The sequence below is a fragment of the Frigoribacterium sp. SL97 genome, from assembly GCF_026625765.1.
Lineage (GTDB): Bacteria > Actinomycetota > Actinomycetes > Actinomycetales > Microbacteriaceae > Frigoribacterium.
This window is the reverse complement of the sequence record NZ_CP113062.1, coordinates 1,039,539-1,063,361: the sequence shown is the minus strand read 5'-3', so window position 1 is coordinate 1,063,361 and position 23,823 is coordinate 1,039,539. Positions and strand designations below refer to the sequence as shown.

Annotated in this window: 25 protein-coding genes; 12 read left to right on the top strand and 13 right to left on the bottom strand. The window is 73.2% G+C overall.

The window, feature by feature from the left end; translation table 11 throughout:
* The first annotated feature begins 83 nt into the window (after positions 1-83).
* Positions 84-416 (top strand): hypothetical protein, encoded by a 333-nt coding sequence (locus OVA02_RS05180; protein ID WP_148053709.1) that lies wholly within the window; start codon positions 84-86, stop codon positions 414-416.
* Positions 417-712: 296 nt separating this feature from the next.
* Positions 713-1,666 (top strand): nuclear transport factor 2 family protein, encoded by a 954-nt coding sequence (locus tag OVA02_RS05175; protein WP_267659374.1) that lies wholly within the window; start codon positions 713-715, stop codon positions 1,664-1,666.
* On the opposite strand, the gene OVA02_RS05170 is transcribed toward OVA02_RS05175, so the two are convergent.
* Positions 1,663-2,169, bottom strand: coding sequence for a VanZ family protein (locus OVA02_RS05170; protein ID WP_123571659.1), 507 nt, complete (start codon positions 2,167-2,169; stop codon positions 1,663-1,665). The genes OVA02_RS05175 and OVA02_RS05170 overlap by 4 nt on opposite strands.
* Before the next feature lie 146 nt (positions 2,170-2,315).
* Between OVA02_RS05170 and OVA02_RS05165 the strand changes: the two genes are divergently transcribed.
* From OVA02_RS05165 to OVA02_RS05145, 5 genes are all read left to right on the top strand, one after another.
* Positions 2,316-3,023, top strand: a complete 708-nt coding sequence (locus OVA02_RS05165; protein WP_267659373.1) for a hypothetical protein — start codon at positions 2,316-2,318, stop codon at positions 3,021-3,023.
* Between the two features lie 492 nt (positions 3,024-3,515).
* Positions 3,516-4,100, top strand: a complete 585-nt coding sequence (gene sigK / locus OVA02_RS05160; protein ID WP_056044464.1) for an ECF RNA polymerase sigma factor SigK — start codon at positions 3,516-3,518, stop codon at positions 4,098-4,100.
* A 121-nt stretch (positions 4,101-4,221) separates the two neighbouring features.
* Positions 4,222-4,959: a DUF4396 domain-containing protein gene (locus OVA02_RS05155; RefSeq protein WP_267659372.1), complete on the top strand. Its 738-nt coding sequence runs from the start codon at positions 4,222-4,224 to the stop codon at positions 4,957-4,959.
* A 102-nt stretch (positions 4,960-5,061) separates the two neighbouring features.
* Positions 5,062-5,448 (top strand): iron chaperone, encoded by a 387-nt coding sequence (locus OVA02_RS05150; RefSeq protein ID WP_267659371.1) that lies wholly within the window; start codon positions 5,062-5,064, stop codon positions 5,446-5,448.
* A gap of 203 nt (positions 5,449-5,651) precedes the next feature.
* Positions 5,652-6,551 (top strand): SDR family oxidoreductase, encoded by a 900-nt coding sequence (locus OVA02_RS05145; protein WP_056042968.1) that lies wholly within the window; start codon positions 5,652-5,654, stop codon positions 6,549-6,551.
* An 81-nt stretch (positions 6,552-6,632) separates the two neighbouring features.
* Here OVA02_RS05145 and OVA02_RS05140 read toward each other — a convergent pair whose 3' ends face one another.
* The gene (locus OVA02_RS05140) at positions 6,633-9,089 is read right to left on the bottom strand and encodes an excinuclease ABC subunit UvrA (protein WP_267659370.1); all 2,457 of its coding nucleotides are present in this window, start codon (positions 9,087-9,089) and stop codon (positions 6,633-6,635) included.
* A 158-nt stretch (positions 9,090-9,247) separates the two neighbouring features.
* On the opposite strand from OVA02_RS05140, the gene OVA02_RS05135 reads away from it, so the two are divergent.
* Positions 9,248-10,495, top strand: a complete 1,248-nt coding sequence (locus tag OVA02_RS05135) for a hypothetical protein (RefSeq protein WP_324289771.1) — start codon at positions 9,248-9,250, stop codon at positions 10,493-10,495.
* Between the two features lie 272 nt (positions 10,496-10,767).
* Here OVA02_RS05135 and OVA02_RS05130 read toward each other — a convergent pair whose 3' ends face one another.
* The 3 genes from OVA02_RS05130 to OVA02_RS05120 form a co-directional block, all read right to left on the bottom strand.
* Complete coding sequence (locus OVA02_RS05130; protein ID WP_267659680.1) at positions 10,768-11,271, bottom strand: GIY-YIG nuclease family protein; 504 nt, start codon at positions 11,269-11,271, stop codon at positions 10,768-10,770.
* Between the two features lie 143 nt (positions 11,272-11,414).
* Entirely contained in the window at positions 11,415-11,648 is a 234-nt protein-coding gene (locus OVA02_RS05125) for a PLDc N-terminal domain-containing protein (protein ID WP_159827332.1), read from the bottom strand.
* A gap of 33 nt (positions 11,649-11,681) precedes the next feature.
* Positions 11,682-12,425 (bottom strand): SDR family oxidoreductase, encoded by a 744-nt coding sequence (locus tag OVA02_RS05120; RefSeq protein ID WP_267659369.1) that lies wholly within the window; start codon positions 12,423-12,425, stop codon positions 11,682-11,684.
* A 172-nt stretch (positions 12,426-12,597) separates the two neighbouring features.
* Between OVA02_RS05120 and OVA02_RS05115 the strand changes: the two genes are divergently transcribed.
* Positions 12,598-13,443, top strand: coding sequence for a helix-turn-helix transcriptional regulator (locus tag OVA02_RS05115; protein ID WP_056042983.1), 846 nt, complete (start codon positions 12,598-12,600; stop codon positions 13,441-13,443).
* A gap of 131 nt (positions 13,444-13,574) precedes the next feature.
* Positions 13,575-14,621 carry a Gfo/Idh/MocA family protein gene (locus OVA02_RS05110; RefSeq protein WP_267659368.1) on the top strand — a complete coding sequence of 349 codons (1,047 nt, stop codon included), beginning with the start codon at positions 13,575-13,577 and terminating at the stop codon, positions 14,619-14,621.
* Positions 14,622-14,732: 111 nt separating this feature from the next.
* Here OVA02_RS05110 and OVA02_RS05105 read toward each other — a convergent pair whose 3' ends face one another.
* Together OVA02_RS05105 and OVA02_RS05100 are read right to left on the bottom strand one after the other, a co-directional pair.
* Positions 14,733-15,674 (bottom strand): hypothetical protein, encoded by a 942-nt coding sequence (locus OVA02_RS05105; protein WP_267659367.1) that lies wholly within the window; start codon positions 15,672-15,674, stop codon positions 14,733-14,735.
* A complete protein-coding gene (locus OVA02_RS05100; protein WP_043594763.1) occupies positions 15,667-16,176 on the bottom strand; it encodes an RNA polymerase sigma factor in 510 nt (169 codons plus the stop codon). Before OVA02_RS05100 ends, OVA02_RS05105 begins: the two co-directional genes overlap by 8 nt.
* Before the next feature lie 248 nt (positions 16,177-16,424).
* On the opposite strand from OVA02_RS05100, the gene OVA02_RS05095 reads away from it, so the two are divergent.
* Together OVA02_RS05095 and OVA02_RS05090 are read left to right on the top strand one after the other, a co-directional pair.
* The gene (locus OVA02_RS05095) at positions 16,425-17,168 is read left to right on the top strand and encodes a CHRD domain-containing protein (RefSeq protein WP_267659366.1); all 744 of its coding nucleotides are present in this window, start codon (positions 16,425-16,427) and stop codon (positions 17,166-17,168) included.
* 1 nt (position 17,169) lies between these two features.
* Positions 17,170-17,835, top strand: a complete 666-nt coding sequence (locus tag OVA02_RS05090; RefSeq protein ID WP_267659365.1) for a class F sortase — start codon at positions 17,170-17,172, stop codon at positions 17,833-17,835.
* Between the two features lie 69 nt (positions 17,836-17,904).
* On the opposite strand, the gene OVA02_RS05085 is transcribed toward OVA02_RS05090, so the two are convergent.
* The 6 genes from OVA02_RS05085 to OVA02_RS05060 all read right to left on the bottom strand — a co-directional run bounded on the left by OVA02_RS05085 (position 17,905) and on the right by OVA02_RS05060 (position 23,771).
* The gene (locus tag OVA02_RS05085; RefSeq protein WP_200413040.1) at positions 17,905-19,098 is read right to left on the bottom strand and encodes a M28 family metallopeptidase; all 1,194 of its coding nucleotides are present in this window, start codon (positions 19,096-19,098) and stop codon (positions 17,905-17,907) included.
* Positions 19,095-20,342, bottom strand: coding sequence for a hypothetical protein (locus OVA02_RS05080; protein WP_267659364.1), 1,248 nt, complete (start codon positions 20,340-20,342; stop codon positions 19,095-19,097). Before OVA02_RS05080 ends, OVA02_RS05085 begins: the two co-directional genes overlap by 4 nt.
* Positions 20,339-21,037, bottom strand: a complete 699-nt coding sequence (locus OVA02_RS05075) for a TenA family protein (RefSeq protein WP_267659363.1) — start codon at positions 21,035-21,037, stop codon at positions 20,339-20,341. Before OVA02_RS05075 ends, OVA02_RS05080 begins: the two co-directional genes overlap by 4 nt.
* Entirely contained in the window at positions 21,019-21,768 is a 750-nt protein-coding gene (locus OVA02_RS05070) for a glutamine amidotransferase (RefSeq protein WP_056043001.1), read from the bottom strand. The genes OVA02_RS05075 and OVA02_RS05070 overlap by 19 nt, the downstream gene beginning before the upstream one ends.
* A gap of 75 nt (positions 21,769-21,843) precedes the next feature.
* Positions 21,844-22,932: a phosphotriesterase family protein gene (locus tag OVA02_RS05065; protein WP_056043004.1), complete on the bottom strand. Its 1,089-nt coding sequence runs from the start codon at positions 22,930-22,932 to the stop codon at positions 21,844-21,846.
* A complete protein-coding gene (locus tag OVA02_RS05060; RefSeq protein ID WP_267659361.1) occupies positions 22,929-23,771 on the bottom strand; it encodes an ABC transporter permease in 843 nt (280 codons plus the stop codon). The genes OVA02_RS05065 and OVA02_RS05060 overlap by 4 nt, the downstream gene beginning before the upstream one ends.
* Between the last annotated feature and the right edge of the window lie 52 nt (positions 23,772-23,823).

Here is a 23,823-nt window from a genome sequence, read left to right as displayed (position 1 = left end):
GTCGGGAGGACGCGCCCGCGGCTCGATGCTGAGAGGGTCACGAGGAGGCGGACGGGTCGTCGTCGAGGGAGAGAGGGATCGTCGTGACATCACCGGGAAGGACGTCGGAGCCGCGGTCTTGGGCCTGGGCCCTGGGCTGGCTGAGCCTGTCCGGCCCGGTCCTGCTGGTCGCGGGCAACGCCCCCTCGCTGATCGGCACCCCACTCGTGCCCTGGGCGAGCATCCTGCTGGACCTCTGGGCGGTCGTGTCCGTGTTCTTCGGAGTCGCCGCCGTCGCCTTCGCCCGCGACGACGTCGAGTCGGCTCCTGACGACCGACCGCGCTTCGTCACGGCCGGGATGGCGCTCGGCCTTCTCGGGCTGGCGGTCAGCGGGTGTCTGCTGCTTCTCTGGCTGCTGACGCCCCTGCCCTTCTGACCCGTGAGCGAGCGCCGGCAGAGACGGCGTGATCGTCGTGGACGACAGCGCCGGCGCGTGCCGGCGGCCCGCACGCCAGGAGCACGCCCCGCCGACTCGCGACGGGTGTGAGCACGACTCGCGTCGGACACGCCGCAGGGACGCGAACGAGTGCGCCACGATCCTGCGCGGTCGGCGCAGGCGGTTCCACGATTCCGACCTCCACGTGAGTGGCTTACGAGAAAGTGCGTACCTGCCGACGACGGGGCTTCCTGCGATGCTGCGATCACCCGCCGACCACACGAGCAGGAGAACACATGACGAACGACCTGACCACGCGCAGCCCCTCCCGCCGCCTCGCCCGCGGCACGGCCGTCCTCGCCGGAGTCGCCCTCCTCACCGGACTCGGCGTCGCCACGCCGGCGGCCGCTGCTCCCGGGACCCCACCGAAGTCGACCGTGACGGCTGCCGCGGACCGGCGGGACAGCACCACCGAACACCGCAACGCCTGCTCCGTGCGGACGCTCCTCACCCAGACCTTCGCCGACCCGGACGGCACGTCCTCCCGCGAGCTCGCAGCCCGGCTCGTCTCCCCGACCGCGGTCGCGCACGGAGCAGGGACCGCCGCGGGGCCGGAGGGACTCCTCGCCCAGTTCGCGGCGGACCGCATCCGCGTTCCCGGTGCCCACGCCGTGATCAAACACGTCGCAGCCGACGGCGACCTCGTCGCGGTGCACTGGCAGATCACGCCGGACCCCGGCGACGAACGACGCGGTGACGCCGCCGTCGACCTGTTCCGCCTCGAGCACGGCCGGATCGTCGAGCACTGGTCGCTCGAGCAGCCCGTTCCGACCGGCACACCGGCCAGCGGGAACACGAACTCGATGTTCAGCGACCTCTACCGGCCGGCGCGTCCGACCGCCGCGCCGTCGGAACGTCAGGAAGAACGCAATCGCGTCCTCGCGGTGTCGGCGTACGACACGCTGTTCCGGGACCACGACCCGTCGATCCTCGACCGCGCGTTCGACCCCGCGTACCTGCAGCACAACCCGGTGGCTCCGAACGGGACGGCAGCGCTGAAGCAGCTGTTCGGAAGCGGTGCGCAGTTCCCGGCGCAGCAGTCCGTCATCTCGCTCTCGGACGGCGACATCGTCTGGACCTTCTCGCAGGCGGTCGGCGCGAAGCCCGGGGACCCGCTGCTCGCGGCCGACCTGTTCCGCATCGACGGCGGCCTCATCCGCGAGCACTGGGACGTGGTCCCCACCGACTAGCCGCCGAGGCGGCCTCGCGCACCGGGCGTGCGGCGTCGATGCCAGGTGAGGGCACTCGCCGCGAGCACGCCCCCCACGACGGCACCGACGGTGTTGGTGATCCAGTCACTCGTGTCGCAGGCCCGACCGATCACCACCACCAGCGCCTGGAGCAGCTCGATGGCACCCGACAGTGCGACGGCACCGAGAACTGCCACCACCGGTCGTCGCCAGAGCACCCCCGCGAAGAACGAGACCGGGACGAACAAGAGGACGTTCGCGGTCGACTCCACCGCAGTGGGCGAGAGGTACGGCAGGCCCGGGTTGCACGTGATGCCCGGGTAGGGCGCGCCATCCGGGTACAGCGTGAGCGCCAGGACCGCGAGCACTGCCAGGCCGAGGAGAACGCCGGTCGTCCGTCGGCGTCCCACGAGCCACAGTCCGGCGACCGGACCGACGACGACGACGCCGACCAGGACCGAGAAGGCGAGCCACGGCACCAGGGCGAGCACGGTCGAGAGCACGGACCGAGACTAGGACACGTCGGATCTGCTGAACGCGGCGGTGGAGGTCACGGCCGGGTAACGAAGTAGATGCGTTCCAATCCTTTTCGGGCCCGGTGGCGAACCCAGTACATCCCCACCGGGACCAACTGACAAGGAGCTTCACCATGAACGCTTTCACTCGCAAGAACATCACCAAGACCACCCTCGGCCTCGTCGCCTCGGGCGCCCTGATCTTCTCCCTCGCCGCGTGCTCGATGGACTCCGGCACCTCGACCGACACGTCCTCCTCGTCGAGCTCGACGTCCTCCGAGCCCAGCGCCGCCTCGACGCCCGCTGCGTCGATCGCCGACCTCAGCAACGGCGTCGACACCCAGGTCGCCGTCGACCAGTCCTTCGTCGACGCGATCACCTCGCTCGGCCTGACCCCCGGCGTCGTCGGCACCGCGACCTTCACCGACGGCACGTTCGCCTTCCCGATCACGGGCGGAAACGTCGACTACTACGGCCCCGACAGCGACGTGCGACCTTACGTCCAGGGTGAGATCGACCACGACGGCTCCGGCCTGTCGCTGACCTCGGCCGACGGCACCGTCGTCGAACTGACCGACTTCCGCATCGACCCGGGTGAGAGCAAGCTCTACGGCACCGTGACCGCCAACGGCACCGTCGCCGCCGAAGACGCCTACCTGTTCAACCTCTGGGGTGGCACGCTCAAGCCGATCCAGATGGAGGGCTCCAACGCCGTCCTCGAGGGCACCACGGTGCACATCAGCCCCGACGCCGCGTCGCTGCTGAACCAGACCTTCAAGACCGACGCCGTCCAGGACGAGATGCTCGTCGGCGTCGCGAAGATCACCGCCGCCACGGAGTAGTACCTGTCTGGCCGGCTACCCGCCGGCCCGGCCCCAGGGCCGCACCCCGCCTCGCGAGGTGCGGCCTGGAACCCGGGTCGTCTCCGTGACGACGCACCGGCCCCGCCCTGCTCGACGGGGTCGGCGATCCCGGTGGACCCCGCCTCGTGCTCACGCACGGGGCGGGGTTTTTCCGTTGCCGCCCGGGGCCGGCCCGGGGTCAGGCGGCCGTGAACCCGGTTTCGAACGACGCACCCAGAAGAATCGGGGTGCATCGTTCGGAACCGGGTTCTTCGCGCACTGACGGCCGGGGGTCAGGAGGCGCGGCGGGGGTGACGAGCGCCGTGCTCACCGCGCCCGTCACCTCCGCGTCTGCCCGGCAGCTGACGACCACCGCAGACACGACTCGTGACCCTCGGTCTGGGGTCACCGCTTTCAATTCCGGCGCATAGAGTTCGAGGGGTGCCGTCGATGGCACGAAACCTCGATCCCGAGCCCCCCGGACTGGACGCCATGTCTCTTGCACCTGCGCCACCCGTGGGGACCGAGCGCTCCGACGACGACCTCCTCGTCCTCGTCGCCGAAGGCAACCAGCAAGCCTTCGCGGTCTTCTACGACCGGACGGCTGCCCGTGTCCTCGGACTGGTCCGTCGCATCCTGGTCGATCCGGCGCAGTCCGAGGAGGTCACGCAGGAGATCTTCCTGGAGGCCTGGCAGACCGCCGGGCGCTTCGATCCCGCGCGTGGCAAGGCATCGTCGTGGTTGCTCACGATGGCGCACCGCCGCGCCGTCGACCGGGTGCGCGCCTCCCAGTCCTCACGCGACCGCGACCTCGCGGTCGGTGCCAAGGAATTCGTCGACGCACGGGACGACGTGGCGGAGACGGCCGAGACCCGGGTCGAGCACGAGCGAGTGACGAAGGCCATGCGCACCTTGACCGACCTGCAGCAGCAAGCCCTCGAGCTGGTGTACTTCGGCGGGCTGAGCCACAGCGAGGCTGCCCGTGAGGCCGGCGTCGCCATCGGGACGATGAAGACCCGCATCCGCGATTCCCTGATCACCCTCCGTCGACTGATCGCAGAAACGGAAGCGGCCTGACCGATTCATCCCCCGGGATCGGGCCGGAGGCACGTGCCGAGCAGATCGGCGTCGAACAGCGGGCCTCACGACGTTCTCGTCGACGTCGACGCTCGGCATCGTCAGGGTGTTGGGTCGATGGATGGTCGCCGCCTCACCTGTCCTGACCGTCGGCGCGTTCCCCGTCGGGTTCACGTTCCTCTCGTGGACCTTCATCGCCATCGGTGTCGTCTGCGCGGTCGGCGTCGCGGTAGACGTGGCCCGTCGCCCTCAGCCGATGGCCGTGATGAACGTGGTGTGGCCCGTGACGATGCTGTTCGGCGGGGTCGCGTGGCTGCTGTTCTATCGCCGGACCGCGCGCGCCGCCCCGCGAGGACTGAGCCGGGACGAGCGCGGGAGTTCGATGGCGGTCTCCGTCGCCACGGGCACCAGCCACTGCGGCGCGGGTTGCGCGATCGGCGACCTCGTCGCGGAGTTCGCCCTCGTCGCCTTCCCCGTCATCGGCGTCGTCGTCGGCCGGGGCACCCTGTACGACGACGAGATCTTCGCCGGCTGGATCATCGACTTCGTCCTCGCCTTCGCTCTCGGGATCGTGTTCCAGTACTTCTCCATCGCCCCGATGCGCGGCCTCGGCCTCCGAGCCGGCATCGTGGCCGCCCTCAAGGCCGACGCCCTGTCGATCTCGGCGTGGCAGGTCGGAATGTACGGGGTCATGGCGCTGGCCCAGTTCCTCGTCCTGCCCTCACTCTTCGGCGGGCGCGCGGACGTCGTCAGTCCGGAATTCTGGTTCGTCATGCAGATCGCCATGCTCGCCGGGTTCGCGACCTCCTACCCCGTCAACTGGCTCCTCATCAGGTCGGGCGTGAAAGAAGCGATGTGATCCGATGCAGACCTCGACGCCGCACACGAACGCTCGGCCCGGGGGCTGGCGCCCGCGCTCGTTCCGTCGCACACTGGTGCCCAGCGAACGAGAGGACTCGTCATGAGCGACACCGTGGTCGATCAGTACATCGCGGGGTTCCCGCCCGAGAGACGCGAAGCGCTCGAACGGGTGAGGCGGGCCATCCACGCCGGGTGCACAGACGGCGTCGAGAGCCTGCGGTACGGCATGCCGGCCATCCGCTTCGAGGACGGGCAGACGCTCTACTTCGCGGCATGGACGCGCCACCTCGGCATCTACCCCGTGCCCCGGTTCGACGAAGCCCTCGAAGGCGACGTCTCCCCTCACCGACGCGCCAAGGACACCGTCGCCTTCGGCTGGGGCCGCCCCGTCCCCGACCAGCTGGTCGAGCGGATCAGCCGCGCGATCGCGTGCGGCGCGGCGACGATCGTGGACGCCCCTCCCCCGGCGTTCGCCGTCACCCGCTGACGGGTCCCCCGCACCCCGCCGACGGGCCCCCGCACTCCGCCGACGATCCGGACGAGTGGTCGCCGATCGTCCTCCGCCACGATGGCGGGCACGATCCGCGGCCGCTCGTCCGCTGCGTCCGGGCCCGTACCCCGAACGCGCCGCGTCGGCGGAGGCGGCCCGGCGTAGCGTCCAGGGCACCCCCGAACCAGAGAGGACCCCGCATGACCCGCGACCAGTACACCTTCTCCGACCCGCGCACGCTCTACCCCACGATCAGCCCCGAGGTGCAGCACCAGGACGAGCCCGGCCTGCAGTCGCAGATGACGCCCGTCCCCGACCTCGGCGAGGAGACCTACCGCGGCACGGGACGCCTGCAAGGTCGCAAGGCCCTCATCACGGGTGCCGACTCGGGCATCGGCGCCGCCGTCGCGATCGCCTACGCCCGCGAGGGTGCCGACGTCGCCCTGAACTACCTGCCGAGCGAACAGTCCGACGCCGACCACGTCATCGCGCTCGTCGAGGCCGCGGGGCAGAAGGCCGTGGCCCTCCCCGGGGACCTGACCAGTGCCTCCTTCTGTCGCGAACTGGTGCAGAAGGCGGTCGACGGACTCGGCGGCCTCGACGCCGTCGTCAACGTCGCCGGCAAGCAGGTCTGGCACGAGGACATCGCCGACATCACCGACGAGCAGTTCGACCTGACCTTCCGCACCAACGTCTACGCCCCGTTCTGGATCGTCAAGGCCGCCGTGCCGCACCTCGCCCCCGGCTCGACGATCATCAACACCGCCTCGGCCGAGGCCCACACGCCCGCGCCCGACCGCCTCGACTACGCCGCCACCAAGGGTGCGGTCAACAACCTGTCGAAGGGCATGGCGCAGCAGCTCATCACGAAGGGCATCCGCGTCAACGTCGTCGCGCCCGGCCCGACCTGGACCGTGCTGCAGGTGACCGACGGCGTCGACCCCGAGTCGCTGCCCGAGTTCGGCTCGAGCGAGGCCCCGCTCGGTCGCGCCGGCCAGCCCGCCGAGCAGGCACCGGCCTACGTGTTCCTCGCCTCGGCCGAGTCGAGCTTCGTCTCGGGCGAGACGCTCAACGTCAACGGCGGCATGGTCTCGCCGTAGCCCGACCGACGACGGAACCGAGGAGGTGCGGGTCGGCTTGACCGCGCCTCCTCGGCTCCTCGGGTCAGCGGCCCCGGCGGCTCAGGCGGGCAGCGCCGCCGCGAGGTACGGCGCGGTGCGACTACCGGTCGCCCCGGCCACCCGTTCGGGAGTCCCGACGGCGAGCACGCGCCCACCGGCGTCCCCTCCGCCGGGGCCCAGGTCGATGACGTGGTCGGACGCCGCCACGACGCCCATGTGGTGCTCCACCACGACGACCGTGTTGCCCGCGTCGACGAGCAGCTGCAACTGGGTGACGAGCAGCTCGACGTCGGCGGGGTGCAGGCCCGTCGTGGGCTCGTCGAGCAGGTAGAGCGTGTGGCCCGAGCGTGCCCGCTGCAGTTCGGTCGCGAGCTTGATGCGCTGCGCCTCGCCACCCGAGAGTTCGGTGGCCGGCTGACCGAGTCGCAGGTAGCCGAGCCCGACCTCCCGTAACGTCTCGAGGGCCCGGGAGGCGCTGGTCACCTCGGCGAGGAACGTCGCCGCCTCGTCGACCGTCATCGCGAGCACGTCCGCCACGGTCGCGCCGTGCCAGGTGACCTCGAGCGTCTCGGCGTTGTAGCGGGCTCCGTGGCACTCGGGGCACGGCGAGTAGCTGCCGGGCAGGAAGAGCAGCTCGACCGAGACGAAGCCCTCGCCCTGGCAGACCTCGCAGCGGCCCCCGGCGACGTTGAACGAGAAGCGTCCGGCGCCGTAGCCCCGGGCCCGTGCCTCGTCGGTCGCGGCGAAGGCCTGGCGCACCGCGTCGAACAGGCCCGTGTACGTCGCGAGGTTCGACCGCGGAGTCCGGCCGATCGGCTTCTGGTCGACCTGCACGACGCGGTCGACCCGCTCGTGGCTCGTCGCCGTCTCGGCCAGCACGCCGCCGACCAGCGTCGACTTGCCCGAGCCCGACACCCCCGTGACCGCGGTCAGGACGCCCAGCGGCAGGTCGACGTCGACGCCGTCGAGGTTGTGCCGGGTGACGCCACGCAGTTCGAGGGTGGCGGTCGGTTCGCGGCGGACGGGCGACCCGCCCTGGGCGCGACCGTCGGCGGAGGGGTCGAGGAACCGCCTCGTGACGGAGTCGGCGACCCCGGCGAGCCCGGCGACGGGCCCGCTGTAGAGCACCGCGCCTCCTTGGCTGCCGGCCCCCGGGCCGACGTCGACGACCCAGTCGGCGCGACGCACGATGCTCATGTCGTGCTCGACGACGAACACCGAGTTGCCGCTCGCCCGCAGCCGCTCGAGCACCTCGACGAGGGATTCGGCGTCGGCGGGGTGCAGGCCGGCGCTCGGCTCGTCGAGCACGTAGACGACGCCGAACAGGCCCGAGCGCAGCTGCGTCGCGATGCGGAGCCGCTGCATCTCGCCCGGCGACAGGGTCGGCGTCGCACGGCCGAGGCTGAGGTAGCCGAGCCCGAGGTCGGCGAGCACGGTCGTCCGGGCCAGCAGGTCGGAGGCGATGCGGACGGCGACCTCGGTGACCTCGCCCGACGACGCGTTCGACACCGCCGCCGACGCACTCGTCAGGGTCGCCGTCGGCCGCAGGACGTCGCCCAGCTCGGCGATCGGCAGGGCGTTGAGCTCGGCGATCGTCCGGCCGGCGAAGGTCACGGCGAGCGCCGCCCGGGTCAGGCCGCTGCCGCCGCAGAGCGAGCAGGGACCGCTCTCGACGTACTGCAGCACCTTCGTCCGCTGGGTCTCGCTCTGCGAGTCGGCGAGGGTGTGCAGGACGAAGGCGCGGGCGCTCCAGAAGCGGCCCTTGTACGGCTTGGCGACGCGGTCGCGCTGGGGGGTCACCTCGACGACGGGCTGCTCCTCGGTGTAGAGCAGCCAGTCGCGATCGGCCTGCGGCAGGTCACGCCAGGGGCGGTCGATGTCGTAGCCGAGCACGCTCGTGACGTCGCGGAGGTTCTTGCCCTGCCAGGCTCCCGGCCAGGCGGTGATCGCGCCGTCGCGGATGCTCAGGTCGGGGTCGAGGACGGCGGACGCCTCGGTCACCTCGTGCGCGACGCCGAGCCCGTGGCAGCGCGGGCAGGCCCCCGCGACCGTGTTCGGCGAGAACGAGTCGGACTCGAGCCGGTCGGCCCCCGCGGGGTAGCTGCCGGCCCGCGAGTAGAGCATCCGCATCGAGTTCGACAGGGTGGTCAGGGTGCCGACGGTCGACCGCGAGCTCGGCGCGCCGCGGCGCTGCTGCAGGGCGACCGCCGGGGGCAGGCCGGTGATCTCGTCGACGTGAGGGGCGCCGCCCTGGGCGATCAGCCGCCGCGCGTAGGGGGCGACGGACTCGAAGAAGCGGCGCTGCGCCTCGGCGAAGATCGTGCCGAAGGCCAGCGACGACTTGCCCGAGCCCGAGACTCCCGTGAACGCGACGATGCTGTCGCGCGGGACGTCGACGTCGACCGCACGCAGGTTGTTCTCGCGAGCGCCGCGGACGCGGACGAAACCGCGGGCGTGGACGTCCGCGGGGGCGTCGGCGGGCACGTCGGGCACATCGGGAGGGGCGGTGTCGGGCATCCGGTCGATGCTACGGGTGTCCGACGGACTCGGCCCGGGTGCCGGTGGCCCGTCGGGGTGCCGGTGCGGCGTCGGCGGGGGCGTCGGCGGGGTGTCGGCGGGCTGCGGGGCTGCGGGGCTGCGGGCCGAGTGTCGGTGGCCCGTCGTAGCGTGTGCGCGTGCCCGAGCCGATCGCCGCCTGGTGGGCGCGACGCCGGTCGTCGCGCGGCCTCGCCGTGCCCTACCCCGTGGGCAGCTACCGCGAGGCCTGGGCGTCGTACCCGGTGCTCGTGCGGCAGTACCGGCCCGAACACAACGGCGGCATCGTGCTCAGCCAGATCCCGCCCGCGGCCGACGTGTGGCTGTGCTGGCTCTGCGACGCGGGCCACGTCTTCGTCGCCACCCCCGACGAACAGCGGCACCGGCCCGGGCGCGAGCGCCGGCGGTCGTCGTGGTGCCCCGAGTGCAGCGAGCTCGCCGCTCCGCGCGCCCTGCCGATGAGACCGCCGATGGCACCGGCGGCGGCGGTCCGCGCACAGGCCGAGGGCATGCCGACGCAGGGCGCGAGTGCGCCGGGCCAGGCCCGGCCGGCACCGGGCGATGCCGGGACGGCGTCCGGCCAGGCCTGGGCGGCCCAGACCGCAGGAGGCGCGGTGCCGGCGGCCACGTCACCCCCGCCCCGGCGTCGCCGCGACTCGAGCACGGGTCTGCCGTCGACGACGCCGCGCGCGGAGGCGAGCCGCAGTCCCGAGCCCTCCCGCGCCTCCCCCACCTCGCCGCCGGTCAGCGACATCCGCACCGAGCATGCCTCCCCGTCCACCGGCGCCTCCCGCACCGCTCGCGCCTCCCCGCCCATCAGCGGCTCCCGCACCGAGCGCGCCTCCCTGCCCATCAGCACCTCCCTCACCGAACGCGCGTCCCGGCCGGCCCGCGCCCCTCGGCCGACCCGCGCCTCCCGGCCGGTGTGCGACAAGACGCCGGCCCTGCCGACCGGTACGCCCTTCGTCAGCGCGTGTGCCCCCAAGCCGGCGTCGGCGGTCGAGGCCGAGCTGCGAGCCGGACTGACGGCCCGGCTCGAGTTCGAGCCCGGTCTGAACGCGGTGCGGGTCGGGCGTCCCTTCTTCGACCACGTCGAGGTGTGGCCCGACATCGTGCTGAGCGAGCTGCGGGTCGCGATCGAGTACGACTCGACCGGGCGGCACGGGCTCGAGCACGTCGGGCACCGCGAGACCGCCGACCGCCGCAAGGACGCCGCGCTGCGGGCCGCCGGCTGGGAGGTCGTACGGCTCCGGACCGGAAAGCTGCCCCCGCTCGGCCCCCACGACCTGCAACTCTCGGGGCTGACGCGGCAGACGGTGCCCCTGCTGCTCGACGAGCTGCGTGACATCCGCGGCCCGCTGCTCGTCGACGCCTACCTGCGCCGCTGAGTACGGCGCGCCCCCCGGCACGGCAGGGCCGGGCGGGACCACGACACCGCACCGCGTTTCGTGCACGGCACCCGATCTCGTTGCGGTGCGCTGCACGAAACACGGTGCGACGTTCAGAACGTGGTGTGACGCGACCCCCGGACGAACCTGCAGCCGAGCCAGCCGCGCCAGCCAGGCCAGGCGGACCAACCAGTCAAGCCAGGCCAGGCCAGGCGCGCCAGCCAGGCCAGGCGGGCCGGCCGGGCCAGGTGGGCCAGCCATGCGAGGCGGACTCAGCCGCGGAGGGCCAGCGCCTCGCTGCGCCAACGGGCGTAGCGCTGCCACGGGTCGTCGATGCCCTCGGCGAGCGCCGCGACGTGGGCGTCGAGCTCGGCACTCCGGGCGAACCATTCGGTGCGACCGTACCGGGACGTCGCGAACTGGCCGTGCCGGCGCCGTTCGACCAGGCGATCGCCGCGCTCGAAGGCCAGGAGTTCGTCGTGCCAGAGCGTCCTCAGCCGCTGTCGGGGGTTCGACGAGGTGCCGATCTTGATGCGGTCCTCGAAGCGGATGTAGTAGACGACGTCGACCCGCACGACCCCGAGCTCGCCGTCGGGCACGTCGCCCTGACGCCACTCGCAGACGGCGCAGAGCCACCCCGACGGCCAGTGCACGCCGAGCCGCGACCCGCACGCGAGGCACGGCGACGGCAGCAGGTCGGTCACTCCCTCGCCCGACCCCTCGAGCGAGGCGGCCCAGTCGGCAGCGAGCGCGAGGTGCCGATCGCAGAGCGGCACGGGGGACGACGGATCGACCGGACGACCGCAGGAGTCGCCGCCGAGTCGCCCCGTGCCTCCTCGGCAGGTGTCGTCGGGTCGGGGCGTCGGGCTGGTCACCCCCGCAGGCTAGGTGCGGCCACCGACACCCGGCCGGGCCCGGCTCAGTCGTGCTCGTGGTCGATGCGCAGCCCGAGCGGGTGCGGCCCGAGCAGCAGCCAGACCGCACCGGCACCGAGCGGGAAGAGGACGGCGGCGACCGTCCAGACCGTGCGCTCGAGCTGCGTCGTGTCGGCACGCCGTCGGACGGCACGCACGATGCTGACGACGATCACGAGGTACACGACCGCCACGACGATCGCCACCACCGCCGGACCCCAGTCACCCCATGTGCTCATCCACCCAGCCTAGGGTGCGGCCCCCAGCCCGCCTCAGTGACCTCTGAGCCGCGCCAGCACCTCGTCGTAGCGCCCCTCGGCCTCGGCGTTGCGCAGGAACTTGACCCGCTCGACCAGGATCTCGTGGGCGTCGGGCTGGGCCTCGAGCAGCGCCATGGTCTCGTCGAGGTACTCGTCGAGCGGCATGGCCGAGGGGTCGTCCTGCTGGCCGAGCAGGGTGGTCTGCACGGCCGGCGGCACGAGTTCGACGACCTGGACGCTCGTGTCGGCGAGCTGCACGCGGATGCCCTCGCTGAACGAGTGGATCGCCGCCTTGGTCGCGTTGTAGGTCGGCGTGATCGGCAGCGGCACGCTCGCGAGCCCGGACGACACGGTCACGATCGACGCCGCCGGCCGAGACTGCAGGAACGACGTCCACGCGGCGATCAGGCGGATCGGCCCGAGCAGGTTCGTCGTGACGATCGCCTCGGCGGTCGGGAGGAACTCGCCTGTCGTGACGTCCTCGGTCTGCATGATGCCGGCCATCGCGACCACGACGTTGGTCTCGGGCCAACGGCGCTGCACCTCGGCCGAGACGTCGACGACGGCCTGCGGGTCGGTGGTGTCGAGCTCGACGGCCTCGAGGCCCGGGTAGTCGCGGACGATCTGGTCGAGCAGGGCCCGGCGTCGGCCCGCCACGACGACGGTGTTGCCGGCGGCCTGCAGGCGCAGGGCGAGGCCCAGGCCGATGCCGGACGTGGCTCCGGGGATGAACACGGTGTTGCCGCTGATCTTCACGGTTGCTCCTTCGGGTGTGCCGCGCTCGGCGCGGCCGGTGGTGGTCGCCGGGCCGAGGGTGGTCGGGGCGACGACCCCACTCTGACCCGGGGAGGCGCGCGGCGGCAGAGAGCGCTCGTCCAGGGATCGCCACTCCCTGGTCGGCGGCCGACGGGGCTGACAGCATGGGGCGATGGACCGCGCCGAACTCGCCGACTTCCTCCGCCACCGCCGCGAGGCGCTCCGGCCGTCCGACGTCGGGCTGCCCGAGGGCGTGCGTCGGCGAACCGCGGGACTGCGTCGTGAAGAGGTGGCGGGGCTCGTCGGCATGTCGACCGACTACTACGCGCGGCTCGAGCAGCAGCGCGGCCCCCAGCCGTCCGAGCAGATGCTGGTCGCGCTCACCCGGGCTCTGCGGCTGAGCCTCGACGAGCGCGACCATCTCTACCGCCTGACCGGTCACCACCCGCCGCGCCGCACACGCGGCGGCGACCACGTCAGTCCCGCCCTGCTGCGGGTGCTCGACCGTCTGGACGACACCCCCGCGCTCGTCCTCAGCGACCTGGCCGAGACGCTCGCGCAGAACCGGCTCGCGGTCGCCCTGCTCGGCGACCAGATGCGGCACGAGGGTCTCGACCGCAGCGCGTTCCACCGGTGGTTCACCGACCCGGCCGAGCGCGCCTCCTACCCGGTCGAGGACCACGCGCACCAGCTCGAGCTGCAGGCGTCCGGGCTGCGGGCGGCGCTCAGCCTGGCGGGCGGCCGCGGGCGACCGCGCGAACTGGTGGAGGCGCTGCTCGCCTCGAGCGACGAGTTCGCGACGATCTGGAGCCGTCACGCGGTCCACCAACGTTTCGACGACCGCAAGACGCTGTTGCATCCCGAGCTCGGCCGCATCGAGGTGGACTGCCAGGCCCTCTTCACCGAGGACCAGTCGCAGACGCTCCTCGTGCTGACGGCGACGCCCGGGTCCGACGACGACGCCAAGCTGCGCTTGCTCGACGTGATCGGCATCGGGCGGTTCGCCGAACACGAGTGAGGGCGAGGGGCGACCGTCAGACACCCGCAGCCGCACACGCACACTGGCAGCCGCCCGCACCCGCGCCCGCACCCGCACCCGCACCCGCGAAGATGGATGCACCCACGACGACGTGACCCCGAGGAGAACGCATGTCCCCGCAGACCCCGAGCACCCAGAGCACCCCGAGCTTCCCCGCTTCGACGGCCGTCCCGTTGCGGGGCGGGCCGGTCCTCCGCTGGGGCGTGATCGGCCCGGGCGAGATCGCCGGCGACTTCACCGACGCCCTGCACGCGCACACCGACCAGCGCGTGGTCGCCGTGGCCTCGCGCAGCCTCGACCGGGCCGAGGCGTTCGCCCGCGCCCACGGCGTCGACACCGCCTACGGGGACGCGGAGGCGCTGGTCGCCTCCCCCGACGTCGACGTCGTCTACGTGGCCACGCCTCACACCCGGCACCTGCCGGACGCCCTGACCGCGATCCGTGCCGGGAAGCACGTCCTGATCGAGAAGCCGATGGCGACCAGCACGGCCGAAGCCGACGAGATCGTGGCCGCGGCGAGCGCCGCGGGGGTCCTCGCGATGGAAGCGCTGTGGACGCGCTACCTGCCGCACACCACCGTCATCGCCGAACTGCTCGCCGAGGGGGCGTTCGGAGACGTGCGACTGGCGACCGCCGACGTCGCCTGGGCGAACGACCTCTCGGCCGGCGGACGCATGACGGACCCGGCCCTCGGCGGCGGCGCCCTGCTCGACATCGGCGTCTACGCCTTCTGGTTCACCCAGTTCGCCACCGGTCACCCCGTCGAGTGGCACGCCACCGGCTCGACCCGGGCCGACGGCGTCGACCTCGACGCGGCCGTCGTCACCCGCACGGCCGACGGGGTGCTGGCCACCGCGGCGACCAGCCTGCTCACGACCTCGCCCGGACTCGGCACGATCTCGGGCACGACCGGCTCGATCCGCACCCTGCAGAACCTGGTCTTCCCCGCGACGTTCGAGCTGACCACGTGCCGCGGTTCGGCCGTCTGGAACGACCCGACCGTCCCGACCGGCCGCCAGGGCCTGGCCTACCAGGCGACGGCCCTGGCGTCCTACGTCGATGCCGGGCTGCGCGACTCGCCTCTGCACTCGCTGGCCGACTCGAGGTCGCTGCTCGCGACGATCGAGGCGACCCGCGCGTCCTTGACCGTCGTCTGACCCCGCCGAGACATCACGACTCGCGGCTCACGTCCCGAGGTGAGCGGCACGTCGTGACATCTCGACGGACGAGAGCAGGAGGCGCGAGTCGACACGGCCGGGAGGCGCGGCTCAACTCGCGACCGGGGGCACCGACGCGACGGCGATGTCGTGGCCGTCCGCGGCACGGATCTCGACGGACGCCACGTCGGGCCGCAGCACGGCGGCGTTCAACCGACAGTCGACGCGCACGTCCGACCCGAGGAACGCACCGGACTCGTACTCACGCCCGTCGCCCCCGACCACCACGACCGTGAACGCCGAGCCCGTCGGCAGGCCGTCGATGCTGAGGACGGTCTCGGTGCCCCAGGTGTGGGCGACGAGGTCTCCGTCGAGGTCGACCCCGGCGGGCTGACCGACGAAGTCCACGTGCTCGACGGCGCCGAGGGTGCCGGCCGGGCCGGCCACCACCGTGTCGCGAGGCATCGCGAGCAGGACCCCGCCCCCGGCCCCGATCGCCAAGCATGCGGCGGCGGCGACGGCGATCAGCAGCGGGCGACGGCCCCGGCCCGAGCGGGCGGTGGCGACGTGCGGACCGATGCGCGGGAGCGTCGGGTCGTCCCCCGTCGTGCCGGCGCCGGACAGGGCGCCGGCATCGGAGACGACGCCGACGTCGGAGGCGGTGCCGACGCCCGAGGCGGTGCCGGTGCCCGGGGCGATGCCGTCATCGGTCGCCCGCCCCGCGGCCGGGTCGTCTCCGGCCCGTCCGACGGCGTCGACGCGCTCGCGGAGTCCGTCGCTCGGGGCGACCTCGTCCCAACGACCGAAGTCCGACAGCCCTCCGACGACGACGCCCAGCGACGCCAACTCGGCGTCGATCGACGGGTCGGCGGCCCGCAACGCGTCGAACTCGACGCGTTCGCTCGGCGAGAGGTCGTCCGCGAGCGCCGCGGCCGTCAACTCGTCACGACGGGCATCGGAGCCCCCGACACCGTCGGCGCCCCCGCCGTCCCCGGCACCGGCACCGGCACCGGCTCCGTCACCGGCCCCCACCCCTGGCGTGCGGTCAGTCATCGGTCGTCTCCTGGTCGTCGAGGTGGGTGCGGAGGGCACGCAGCGCGTGGAACACGCGGGTGCGGAGGGTCGCGACGGGCACGCCCGTGCGCTCGGAGACCTCGCGGTAGCTCAGGCCCTCGAGGTGGACGGCCACCACGGCCGCCCGGTGGTCGTCGCTCAGGCGGGCGAGCCCCTCGGCCATGCCCAGGCGCTCGAGCGGGTCGGCGACGGTCGCCACGGGGTCGGGGGCGTGCTCGAGCGGCACGACCGACGGCGTGCGCGTGCGTGCCCGGTACACGTCGAGCACGACGCGGCGTTCGATCGCGAACAGCCAGGTGCGGACGCTGCCGCGGTCGGCGTCGAACGAGTCGCGGGCGCGCCAGGCCCGCACGAAGGTCTCTTGCACGCAGTCCTCGGCGAGCGCCCGGTCGCGGAGGGCGTTGACGGCGAAACCGAGCAGCGACGAGCCGTGTTCGACGAACGCGGCCCGGACGTCGAGACCGGACGACCCCTCGCTCATCGGGCTCCGATCTGCGACGCGGCCCGGGACGGGCCCCGCGCGACCCATGACGGCGATCATCCGCCTGCCCTCCAGCCTATCCACGCCGTTCGCGGATGCCGACGGGGTCTACGTCCGCTGCGCCTCCGGCGTTCACCGCACCGTCGAGAAAACTTTCTCGGCACCTGGTGAACGCATCGAGGCCCGACGACGTAGGCCCTGTCGAGCGGCACCCGCCCGGGCGCCGCCCCGTCGAGAGGACCCGGAGCATGCCGAAGATGACGCGCACGACCAAGAAGACCGCCATCCGCACCCTGACGATCGGTGGCGCCGCCGCCACCGCCGTCACCCTGTTCGGCGTGACGCCCGCGTTCGCCGAGACCGAGGTGCCCGAGCCCGCGACCTTCACCAGCGCCTACACGGTGATGGCGACGCCCGACCAGGTGATCAACAACGACGGGGTCGCCACCCCGGGCGAGGCCGGTGCCACGGGGACGTTCGACTTCCGCGTCAACAGCGACACCGAGGTGATCTGCTACGACATCACCCTGCGCGGCGTCACGGGCGAGTACCAGAGCCCGGCGAAGACCGCGACGCACATCCACGAGGCGGCGAAGGGCCAGGCCGGCCCGCCGCGCATCGCGTTCCCGAACCCGGTCGACCGCGGTGACGGCACGCGCACGAGCAGCGGCTGCCTGCAGGGGCCCTTCACGACCGGCGTCATGAGCGCCGCCGGGGCCGACACGGGCACCGGCTTCAGCCTGAAGCAGCTCGAGGCGAACCCGGCCGGCTTCACGGGCGACTCGCACACGGCCACGTTCGCGGCCGGCGTCGTCCGCGGCCAGCTGACGCAGGTGCCCGTCGGTGGCGTCGACACCGGACTCGGAGGCGCGGCCGCCGAGAGCGCGTCGGCCGGCGGTCTCGGCCTCGCGGCCGGTGGCGCCGGGGCCCTCGCCCTGCTCGGTGCGGGTGCGTACGTCCTGACCCGTCGTCAGCGCGCGGCCCGAGCCTGACGTGCTCCGCTCCCTCCGCCCGGTGGTCGTCGTCGGCGTCGTGCTGGCCCTCGCCGGGTGCGCGTCACCCGGGGTGGTCGCACCGACGGTGACGCCGGCCCCGGGGGCGGGGGCGAGCCCCTCGGCGACCGCGGCTCCGTCGGCGACGGGCACCGCACCTCCTGCGGTGGGCGGGGTCGACGGCAGCGGCGGGGTCGACGGCAGCGGCGAGGTGGTCGGCGAGGGCGTCGCTCCGGCGGCCGTCTCGGTGCCGGCCATCGGGCTGGACGCCCCGCTGATCGATCTCGGCATCGCCGACGACGGTGCCATGGAGGTACCGGTGGACGCGGACGACGTCGGGTGGTTCACCGGCGGGGGACGACCCGGCGGCCGCGGGCCGACCGTGATCGCCGCCCACGTCGACTCGGCGTCGGGCCCCGCGGTCTTCGCCCGCCTCGACGAGCTCGTCGTCGGCGACCGGGTCGACGTGACCACGGTCGACGGGGACGTCGTCGGCTACGCCGTCACCGAGGTCGTCGACGCGCCGAAGGCTGAGTTCCCGACCGCCCGGGTCTTCGGGGCGCAGCCGACCGACCAGCTGCGGCTGATCACCTGCGGCGGCGTCTTCGACCGCGGCTCGGGCCACTACGACCAGAACCGGATCGTCTTCGCCGAGCCGGTGGCCTGAGCCCGGCACCCGTCACCCGGCACCCGGGCACGCTGCGACGCCACGACGTGCCGTGCCGTGCCGCCTGGTCTACAACACCCCGGGAGGCGCGGCCCGCGTCGGTCGCGCCAGGGTCGCCACGAGGTGCTCGACGAGCGGCACGGTCCACGCGACGTTCGCCGCGATGCCGCGGTTCGGTTCGTCGTCGGGCTGGTGCAGGCGGTGCAGGTCGTTGAAGGTCAGGAACGCGCTGGGCACGCCCGCCCGGTAGAACGACGCGTCGTCGGTGCCGGTCGTCGGCGGGAACCGGGTGACCAGCTCGAGGTCGGGCCGGGTGGCCGCGGCGTGCTCCAGCAGCGCCCCGCGGAACGCCGTCGAGAACGCCTCGGGGGCGCCGAACGCCTCCACGAAATTTCCGCGCCCGAGCCCGTCGACGTTGAGCACGTAGTCGATGGCGTCGAGTTCGTCGGACGAGGCGCTGTCGACGAAGTGCCGGGACCCGCCCAGGTGCCACTCCTCGGCGGTGAAGAAGACGAGGCGGACCGACGCGACCGGCCGGGCCGCCGCCCACCGCTCGGCCAGCTGCAGCAGGGCGATCGTGCCGCTGCCGTTGTCGTAGGCGCCGACCGTGTTGAAGAACGTGTCGTAGTGCGCGCAGAGCAGCACCGACCCGTCGCCCGTGCCGGGCACGTCGACGACCAGGTTGTCGCTGGTCGCGGCGTCGACCGGGCCGCCGTCGGCCTCGATCTCGACCTCGACGGGCTTGCCGTCGGCGATCCACTCGGTCAGCTGCAGACCGTCGACGCGGCCGATCGCGAGGTGGGCCACGTCGTGGTCCGACCCGGAGGGCAGCGGCTGCGGTGCGGCGGGTCCGTCGTCCCGCGCGTGCAGGTAGGCCACGACGTCGCCGTCGTCCGCCCGCACGACGAACTTCTGCCAGACCATCGAGTCGCCCCAGAGCCCCTGCGGGCCGACGGCCTCGACCGTGCCCCGGCGCGCACCGCCGGTCGATCCGCTCCAGAGCATCGGCCAGGCGGGCAGCTCACGGGCGATCGGCTGCTGCACCGCGACCCGGTGCACGGTGCCCGGCTGCCAGCCGGGCAGCGTCACGGGCTGCCGGGCGACCGGCCACCCGACCGCGGTCAGTCGCTGCTCGAGCCAGTCGGCCGCGGCCGCGATCCCGGCGGTGCCGTGGAACCGCGGGCCGTGCTGGACCAGGGCGACGAGGTCGTCGTAGGCGCGTTCCGCGCGCTGCGCCGCGGCCGGGTCGGTGTCGTGGGTCATGTCGTGCCTCTCGGGGACGGCTCTGGGGTGGGTGACGGGGACGGGGACGGGGACGTGGTGGCGGTCGACGACGCGGCCGACGGACCGAGGAGGCGCGGCGCGGCCCCCCGGGCGGCCTGCGCCACCGTCGTGGCGGGCACCCCGAGCAGGTGCTGGGCCACGCGGGCGACGTCGTCCGTCCTCCCCCGGAACCACCAGCTGGCGAACCGGTCGGTGACCGCCTCGGGTCGCGGGCCGAGGACGGGCGTGCCCCGGGCCTCGATCTCGGCGAACCCGCCGGGCCCGCCGTCGTCGTCGTACAGGTGCAGCGAGTCGCCCCGGACCCCCGGGGACGGGTCGGGCTCCTCCGAGTACTCGGCCGACGGGTCGCTGTGGCTGCCGCGCACGAAGAGCACGGCACGGTCGTCGGCCGGGTCGCCGACCGCGCGCACGTACCCGACGCGTCCGGTGACGTGCGGTGCCGCGAATCCGATCTTGAAGCGGTCGGCACCGGTCAGCGACACGGCGACGCCGCCGGGCACCTCGGCGAGCAGGTCGCCGACCGGCTCGTAGTAGTCGGTCACCTGGGTGTCGGGCACGGCCGCGACGAACGCCGTGCCGCCCGCCCGCACCTGGTCGAGCATCCACGACTCGGCCTCGTGCGCGCCGTCCGAGGTGATGCCGAGCCGCACCTCCGTCACGTAGCCGCCGTACTCGACGGCGTCGACGAGCGGTGCGCCGCCGGGGCCCCCGGCCGACGCCCCGCGCAGGTGTCGCAGCGGGTGGGCCGCCGGCCGCACGACGAGCGTCAGGTCGGCCCGCACGAGCCCGGTCGGCTCCGCGAACGCCTCGAGCTCGGCGACCCGCGACAGCGTCACGCGGTCGCCCGTGCGGCCGAGGTCGTGGCGGCCGGGGTCGAGCGACGGCGGCATCTCGTAGCTGCCCCAGTAGTCGCTGCGGTCGCGGATCATGTAGGCGATCTCGGGTCCGATCCAGACCCGGTCGCCGCCGACGTTCCAGTCGCCGGAGCCGACCAACGCGCCGAACGCGTCGTCGTCGGCGAACGCGTCGGGCAGCCAGTTCTCGGCCTCGCCCTCGGCGAAGAAGGGGCCGTAGACGCGTCCGCCGTAGGACGAGACGACCACGACGGCGTCGGCTCCGACGACCACCCGTTCGGAGGCGATGCCGGCCGCGGCGAGACGGGCCTCGACGGCGCGCAGGTCGATCGCGACCGGGCCGACCGGGTCGACAGTGGGCCCGGTCACGCGGCCACCTCGACGAGGGCGCTCGCGTGGAACGCGTCCTCGGCGCGCAGCATGCCGACGAACCAGGCGGCCAGTCGTGCGTCGGTCACGTCGGCGGGCAGCTCGTCGACCAGCTGGTGCAAGAAGGCCACCTGGGCGCGGAAGCCGTCGGTGACGTGCAGCTCGATCCACCGTTGCACGTCGTCCGGTCGGGGCACGGCACGCTCGACCGCCCGCGTGCACCACCGCAGGTAGAGCGTCTCGGCCGCGGCGAGGCTGGTGACGACCCCGGCGTAGCCGCCCTCGGCGAGTGCCGCCGTCACCGCCCCCTCGAGGACGGAGGCGCGGCGCAGCAGGTCGGTCGAGGTCACGTCGTCGACCGGTCGCGTCGAGAGCAACCGCTCGAAGTACCGGCTCTGCGGACCGACGAGGTCGGCGACGGCCTCGGCGTGGCGCTCGGCGCGGGACCACTCCGGCTGCTGCCAGAGGCAGTAGCCGGCGAGACGGGCCGCCGTCCGGACGAACGCCTGCTCGATCGCGAGGTAGCGACCGAAGGCGGGGTCGTCGAGCGTGCCGTCGGCCATCCGGGCCAGCAGCGGCACCGACGCCGAGGCGTCCAGCTCGGCCGAGCAGCGGGCGACCAGCGCCGCCGCCCGGCCCGTGCCGACGCCCTCGGGCCGGGTCGTGCCCGCCACCGTCAGCGGCCGGTCAGCCACGACACGATGCCGTTGAACACCCGGGCGTAGCCGTCCCACTCCTCGCAGAACGCCGGCGGCGCCCAGTGCGGCGAGCAGTCGCTCGTGAAGACCGCCGTGCGCCCCGCGCCGGCCTCGCCGACGACGACGAGCGGGTCGCCGTCGAGGCGGGCGAGCTCGACCGCGCCCGGCTTCACGACGGTGCGGTTGTAGCCGAGCAGCAGCGGCCACTCGGTGCCCGCGCCGCCGAGGGCGGGGTGCTCGGCGTCGAGCACGGTGGCGACGACGCCGGCCGGGCGCTCGACGCGGTCGTCCCCGATCAGCATCTCGACCGGCAGCACGTCGGCGATCTCGGTGCGGGCGTAGCCCGCACGACCCTGCCAGCCCGAGAACGACAGGTAGCCGCCGATCATCAGCAGCGCGCCTCCGGCCTCGACCCAGCGGGCGAGCTCGCGGACGCGGTCCCGACCCGGGATGCTCTTCTCGAAGACGGCGGGCGCGAGCTGCAGCGAGTTGACGCCGATGTCGGACAGCACCACGACGTCGTAGGCGTCCAGCGCCTCCTGCGTCTCGGGGAAGCCGGTGGCGACGAGGTGGGCGGGCAGGTGGACGACCTCGTGGCCGCCGGCCTGCAGGGCCGTGCGCAGCTGCGCGACGCCCTCGGTGTACGAGTGGGCGGTGAACTCGTCGACGCCCTTGGTGTGGGTGGTCGCGGTGATCCAGCTCTCGCCGGCGATGAGGATGCGGGACATGGTGGGGCCTTCCGGTGGTGACGGGACGGTTCGGGACGAGGAGGCGCGAGCGGCTCGGTGCCGCGTCGTCGCCCCTCAGCGGGTCAGGGCGGCGCCCTCGAAGAGGTCGCGGACGTTGCTAGTGCCGACGCCGTGCACGATCTCGGCGTCGACGCCGAGGTCGGTCAGCCGGTCGAGGAACACGGCGGGGACGTACGAGAGGCCGTTGCCGCCGTGCTTGCGCAACATGCTCTTGAGGAAGAGGTCGTGGCTGAAGAGCAGACGGCGGCCGAACCCGGCCGAGGCCAGACGGGCGATGGCCGTGGCCGTCTCGACCGGCGACGGCGACTGCCCTTCGCCGGGCAGGGAGAAGCGGTACGGCATGCCGATCATGTCGAACTCGAGCCAGACCCCGCGCTCGGCGAGGCTGCGCTGGTAGTCGGGGTCGCTGCCGGACGGGTCCATGTGGCAGAGGACGACCGCCGTGGGGTCGACGCCCTCGTCGCGCAGCACGACGTCGAGCACGCGGCCGCCGTGCCGGACGAAGCCGGGCAGGTGCACGAACATCGGCAGGCCGGTCTCGCGTTGCAGGCGGCAGGCCGCGCGCAGCGAACGCTCCTCCCGCTCGGTGAAGCCGGGCGAGACGCCGATCTCGCCGATCACGCCCGACCGGGGCACCCCGGTCTCGGCCGGGTCGGCCCGGTACTGCGCGACCAGGCGGGAGGCCAGGTCGTCGACGGTGTCGCGGCCCGTGGCCTCGGGGTGGAACCGCTCGAGGTACCAGCCGCCGCCGGTGACGACGGTGACCCCGCTGCGGCGCGAGATCTCGGCGAGACGTCGGGGGTCGCGCCCCTGTCCGTCCGAGGTCAGCTCGACGACCGTGCTGCCGCCGAGCTCGCGGAACGCCACGAGCTCGTCGACCGCGTCGTCGTCGCCGTCGAGCACGCAGTTGTCGCGGCAGGCGAGCGGACGGTCGCGCAGCAACCAGGCGATCTCGGGAGTGACCGGGGCGTCGAACAGCTCGGGGAAGTCGGGGTCGGGTTCGAGCCCGCCCTCCTCGATGCTGTTGATCAGGTGCTCGTGCGGCAGCGTGTAGCCGAGTCGGTCGCTCGGCACCGGACCGGTGACCGTCTGCACGTCGACGACGGTGGTCGTCTCGACGCCGAACCCTCCGACGCGGCTCATCGGGTCACCCGCTTGCGCACCAGGTCGGTGAACGAGCCGCCCCGCAGGTTGATCCAGATGACGATGATCAGGAGGCTGCCGGTCACGATGGGCACGATGTAGGGGCTCAGGCCGAGCAGCGTGAGGCCGTTGGTGATGACGCCGGTCAGGATCGCCCCGATCGCCGTGCCGATGACGCTGCCCTTGCCGCCGAGCAGGTTCGTGCCGCCGATGACGACGGCGGTGATCACCGTCATGGCGAAGTCGACGCCCGAGTTGGCGTCGCCCGACCCCAGTCGGGCCGCGGTGATGATGCCGGCCGCGCCGGCCGCCGTGCCGCTGAGCACGAGGGCCATCATCTTGACGAAGCGGGTGTCGACGCCCGCCCGGCGGACCGACTCCTCGTTCGAGCCGATGCCGGTGATGTACTGGCCGAACCGCATGCGCTGCAGCCCCACGATGCCGACGCCGACGATGATCAGCGCGAGCCAGGCCGGGTACCCGAGCCCGAACAGCCGGCCCTGCCCGACCTGGGCGAAGATCAGCCCCGAGCCGATGGCGATCGAGTAGCCCTTCGTGATCAGCAGGGCGACACCCCGCACGATCGACATGGTGGCCAACGTGACGATGAACGACGGGATGCCCTGGTAACTCGAGAACCAGCCGTTGACCAACCCGCAGAAGGCTCCGACGGCCAGGCAGATGACGATCACCAGCACCGACTCGAGACCGGCCCGCAGCAGGACCGCCCCGATCACCGAGACGAGGGCGAGCGTCGACCCGACCGAGAGGTCGATCATGCCCGCCGTGATGACGAAGGTCATCGCGACGGCCACGATCGCCGCGGGGGCGACCTGCACGGCGACGTTCCAGCAGGTTCGTGCCGGTGAGGAAGGTCGGGGTCGCCACCGA

Coding starts and splice junctions, on each gene's coding strand:
- OVA02_RS05110 (WP_267659368.1), top strand. CDS start 13,575: ATGTCCCCGCAGACCCCGAGCACCCAGAGCACCCCGAGCTTCCCCGCT.
- OVA02_RS05070 (WP_056043001.1), bottom strand. CDS start 21,768: ATGTCCCGCATCCTCATCGCCGGCGAGAGCTGGATCACCGCGACCACC.
- OVA02_RS05145 (WP_056042968.1), top strand. CDS start 5,652: ATGACCCGCGACCAGTACACCTTCTCCGACCCGCGCACGCTCTACCCC.
- OVA02_RS05115 (WP_056042983.1), top strand. CDS start 12,598: ATGGACCGCGCCGAACTCGCCGACTTCCTCCGCCACCGCCGCGAGGCG.
- OVA02_RS05175 (WP_267659374.1), top strand. CDS start 713: ATGACGAACGACCTGACCACGCGCAGCCCCTCCCGCCGCCTCGCCCGC.
- sigK (WP_056044464.1), top strand. CDS start 3,516: ATGTCTCTTGCACCTGCGCCACCCGTGGGGACCGAGCGCTCCGACGAC.
- OVA02_RS05165 (WP_267659373.1), top strand. CDS start 2,316: ATGAACGCTTTCACTCGCAAGAACATCACCAAGACCACCCTCGGCCTC.
- OVA02_RS05125 (WP_159827332.1), bottom strand. CDS start 11,648: ATGAGCACATGGGGTGACTGGGGTCCGGCGGTGGTGGCGATCGTCGTG.
- OVA02_RS05150 (WP_267659371.1), top strand. CDS start 5,062: ATGAGCGACACCGTGGTCGATCAGTACATCGCGGGGTTCCCGCCCGAG.
- OVA02_RS05085 (WP_200413040.1), bottom strand. CDS start 19,098: ATGACCCACGACACCGACCCGGCCGCGGCGCAGCGCGCGGAACGCGCC.
- OVA02_RS05140 (WP_267659370.1), bottom strand. CDS start 9,089: ATGCCCGACACCGCCCCTCCCGATGTGCCCGACGTGCCCGCCGACGCC.
- OVA02_RS05105 (WP_267659367.1), bottom strand. CDS start 15,674: ATGACTGACCGCACGCCAGGGGTGGGGGCCGGTGACGGAGCCGGTGCC.
- OVA02_RS05155 (WP_267659372.1), top strand. CDS start 4,222: ATGGTCGCCGCCTCACCTGTCCTGACCGTCGGCGCGTTCCCCGTCGGG.
- OVA02_RS05065 (WP_056043004.1), bottom strand. CDS start 22,932: ATGAGCCGCGTCGGAGGGTTCGGCGTCGAGACGACCACCGTCGTCGAC.
- OVA02_RS05100 (WP_043594763.1), bottom strand. CDS start 16,176: ATGAGCGAGGGGTCGTCCGGTCTCGACGTCCGGGCCGCGTTCGTCGAA.
- OVA02_RS05095 (WP_267659366.1), top strand. CDS start 16,425: ATGCCGAAGATGACGCGCACGACCAAGAAGACCGCCATCCGCACCCTG.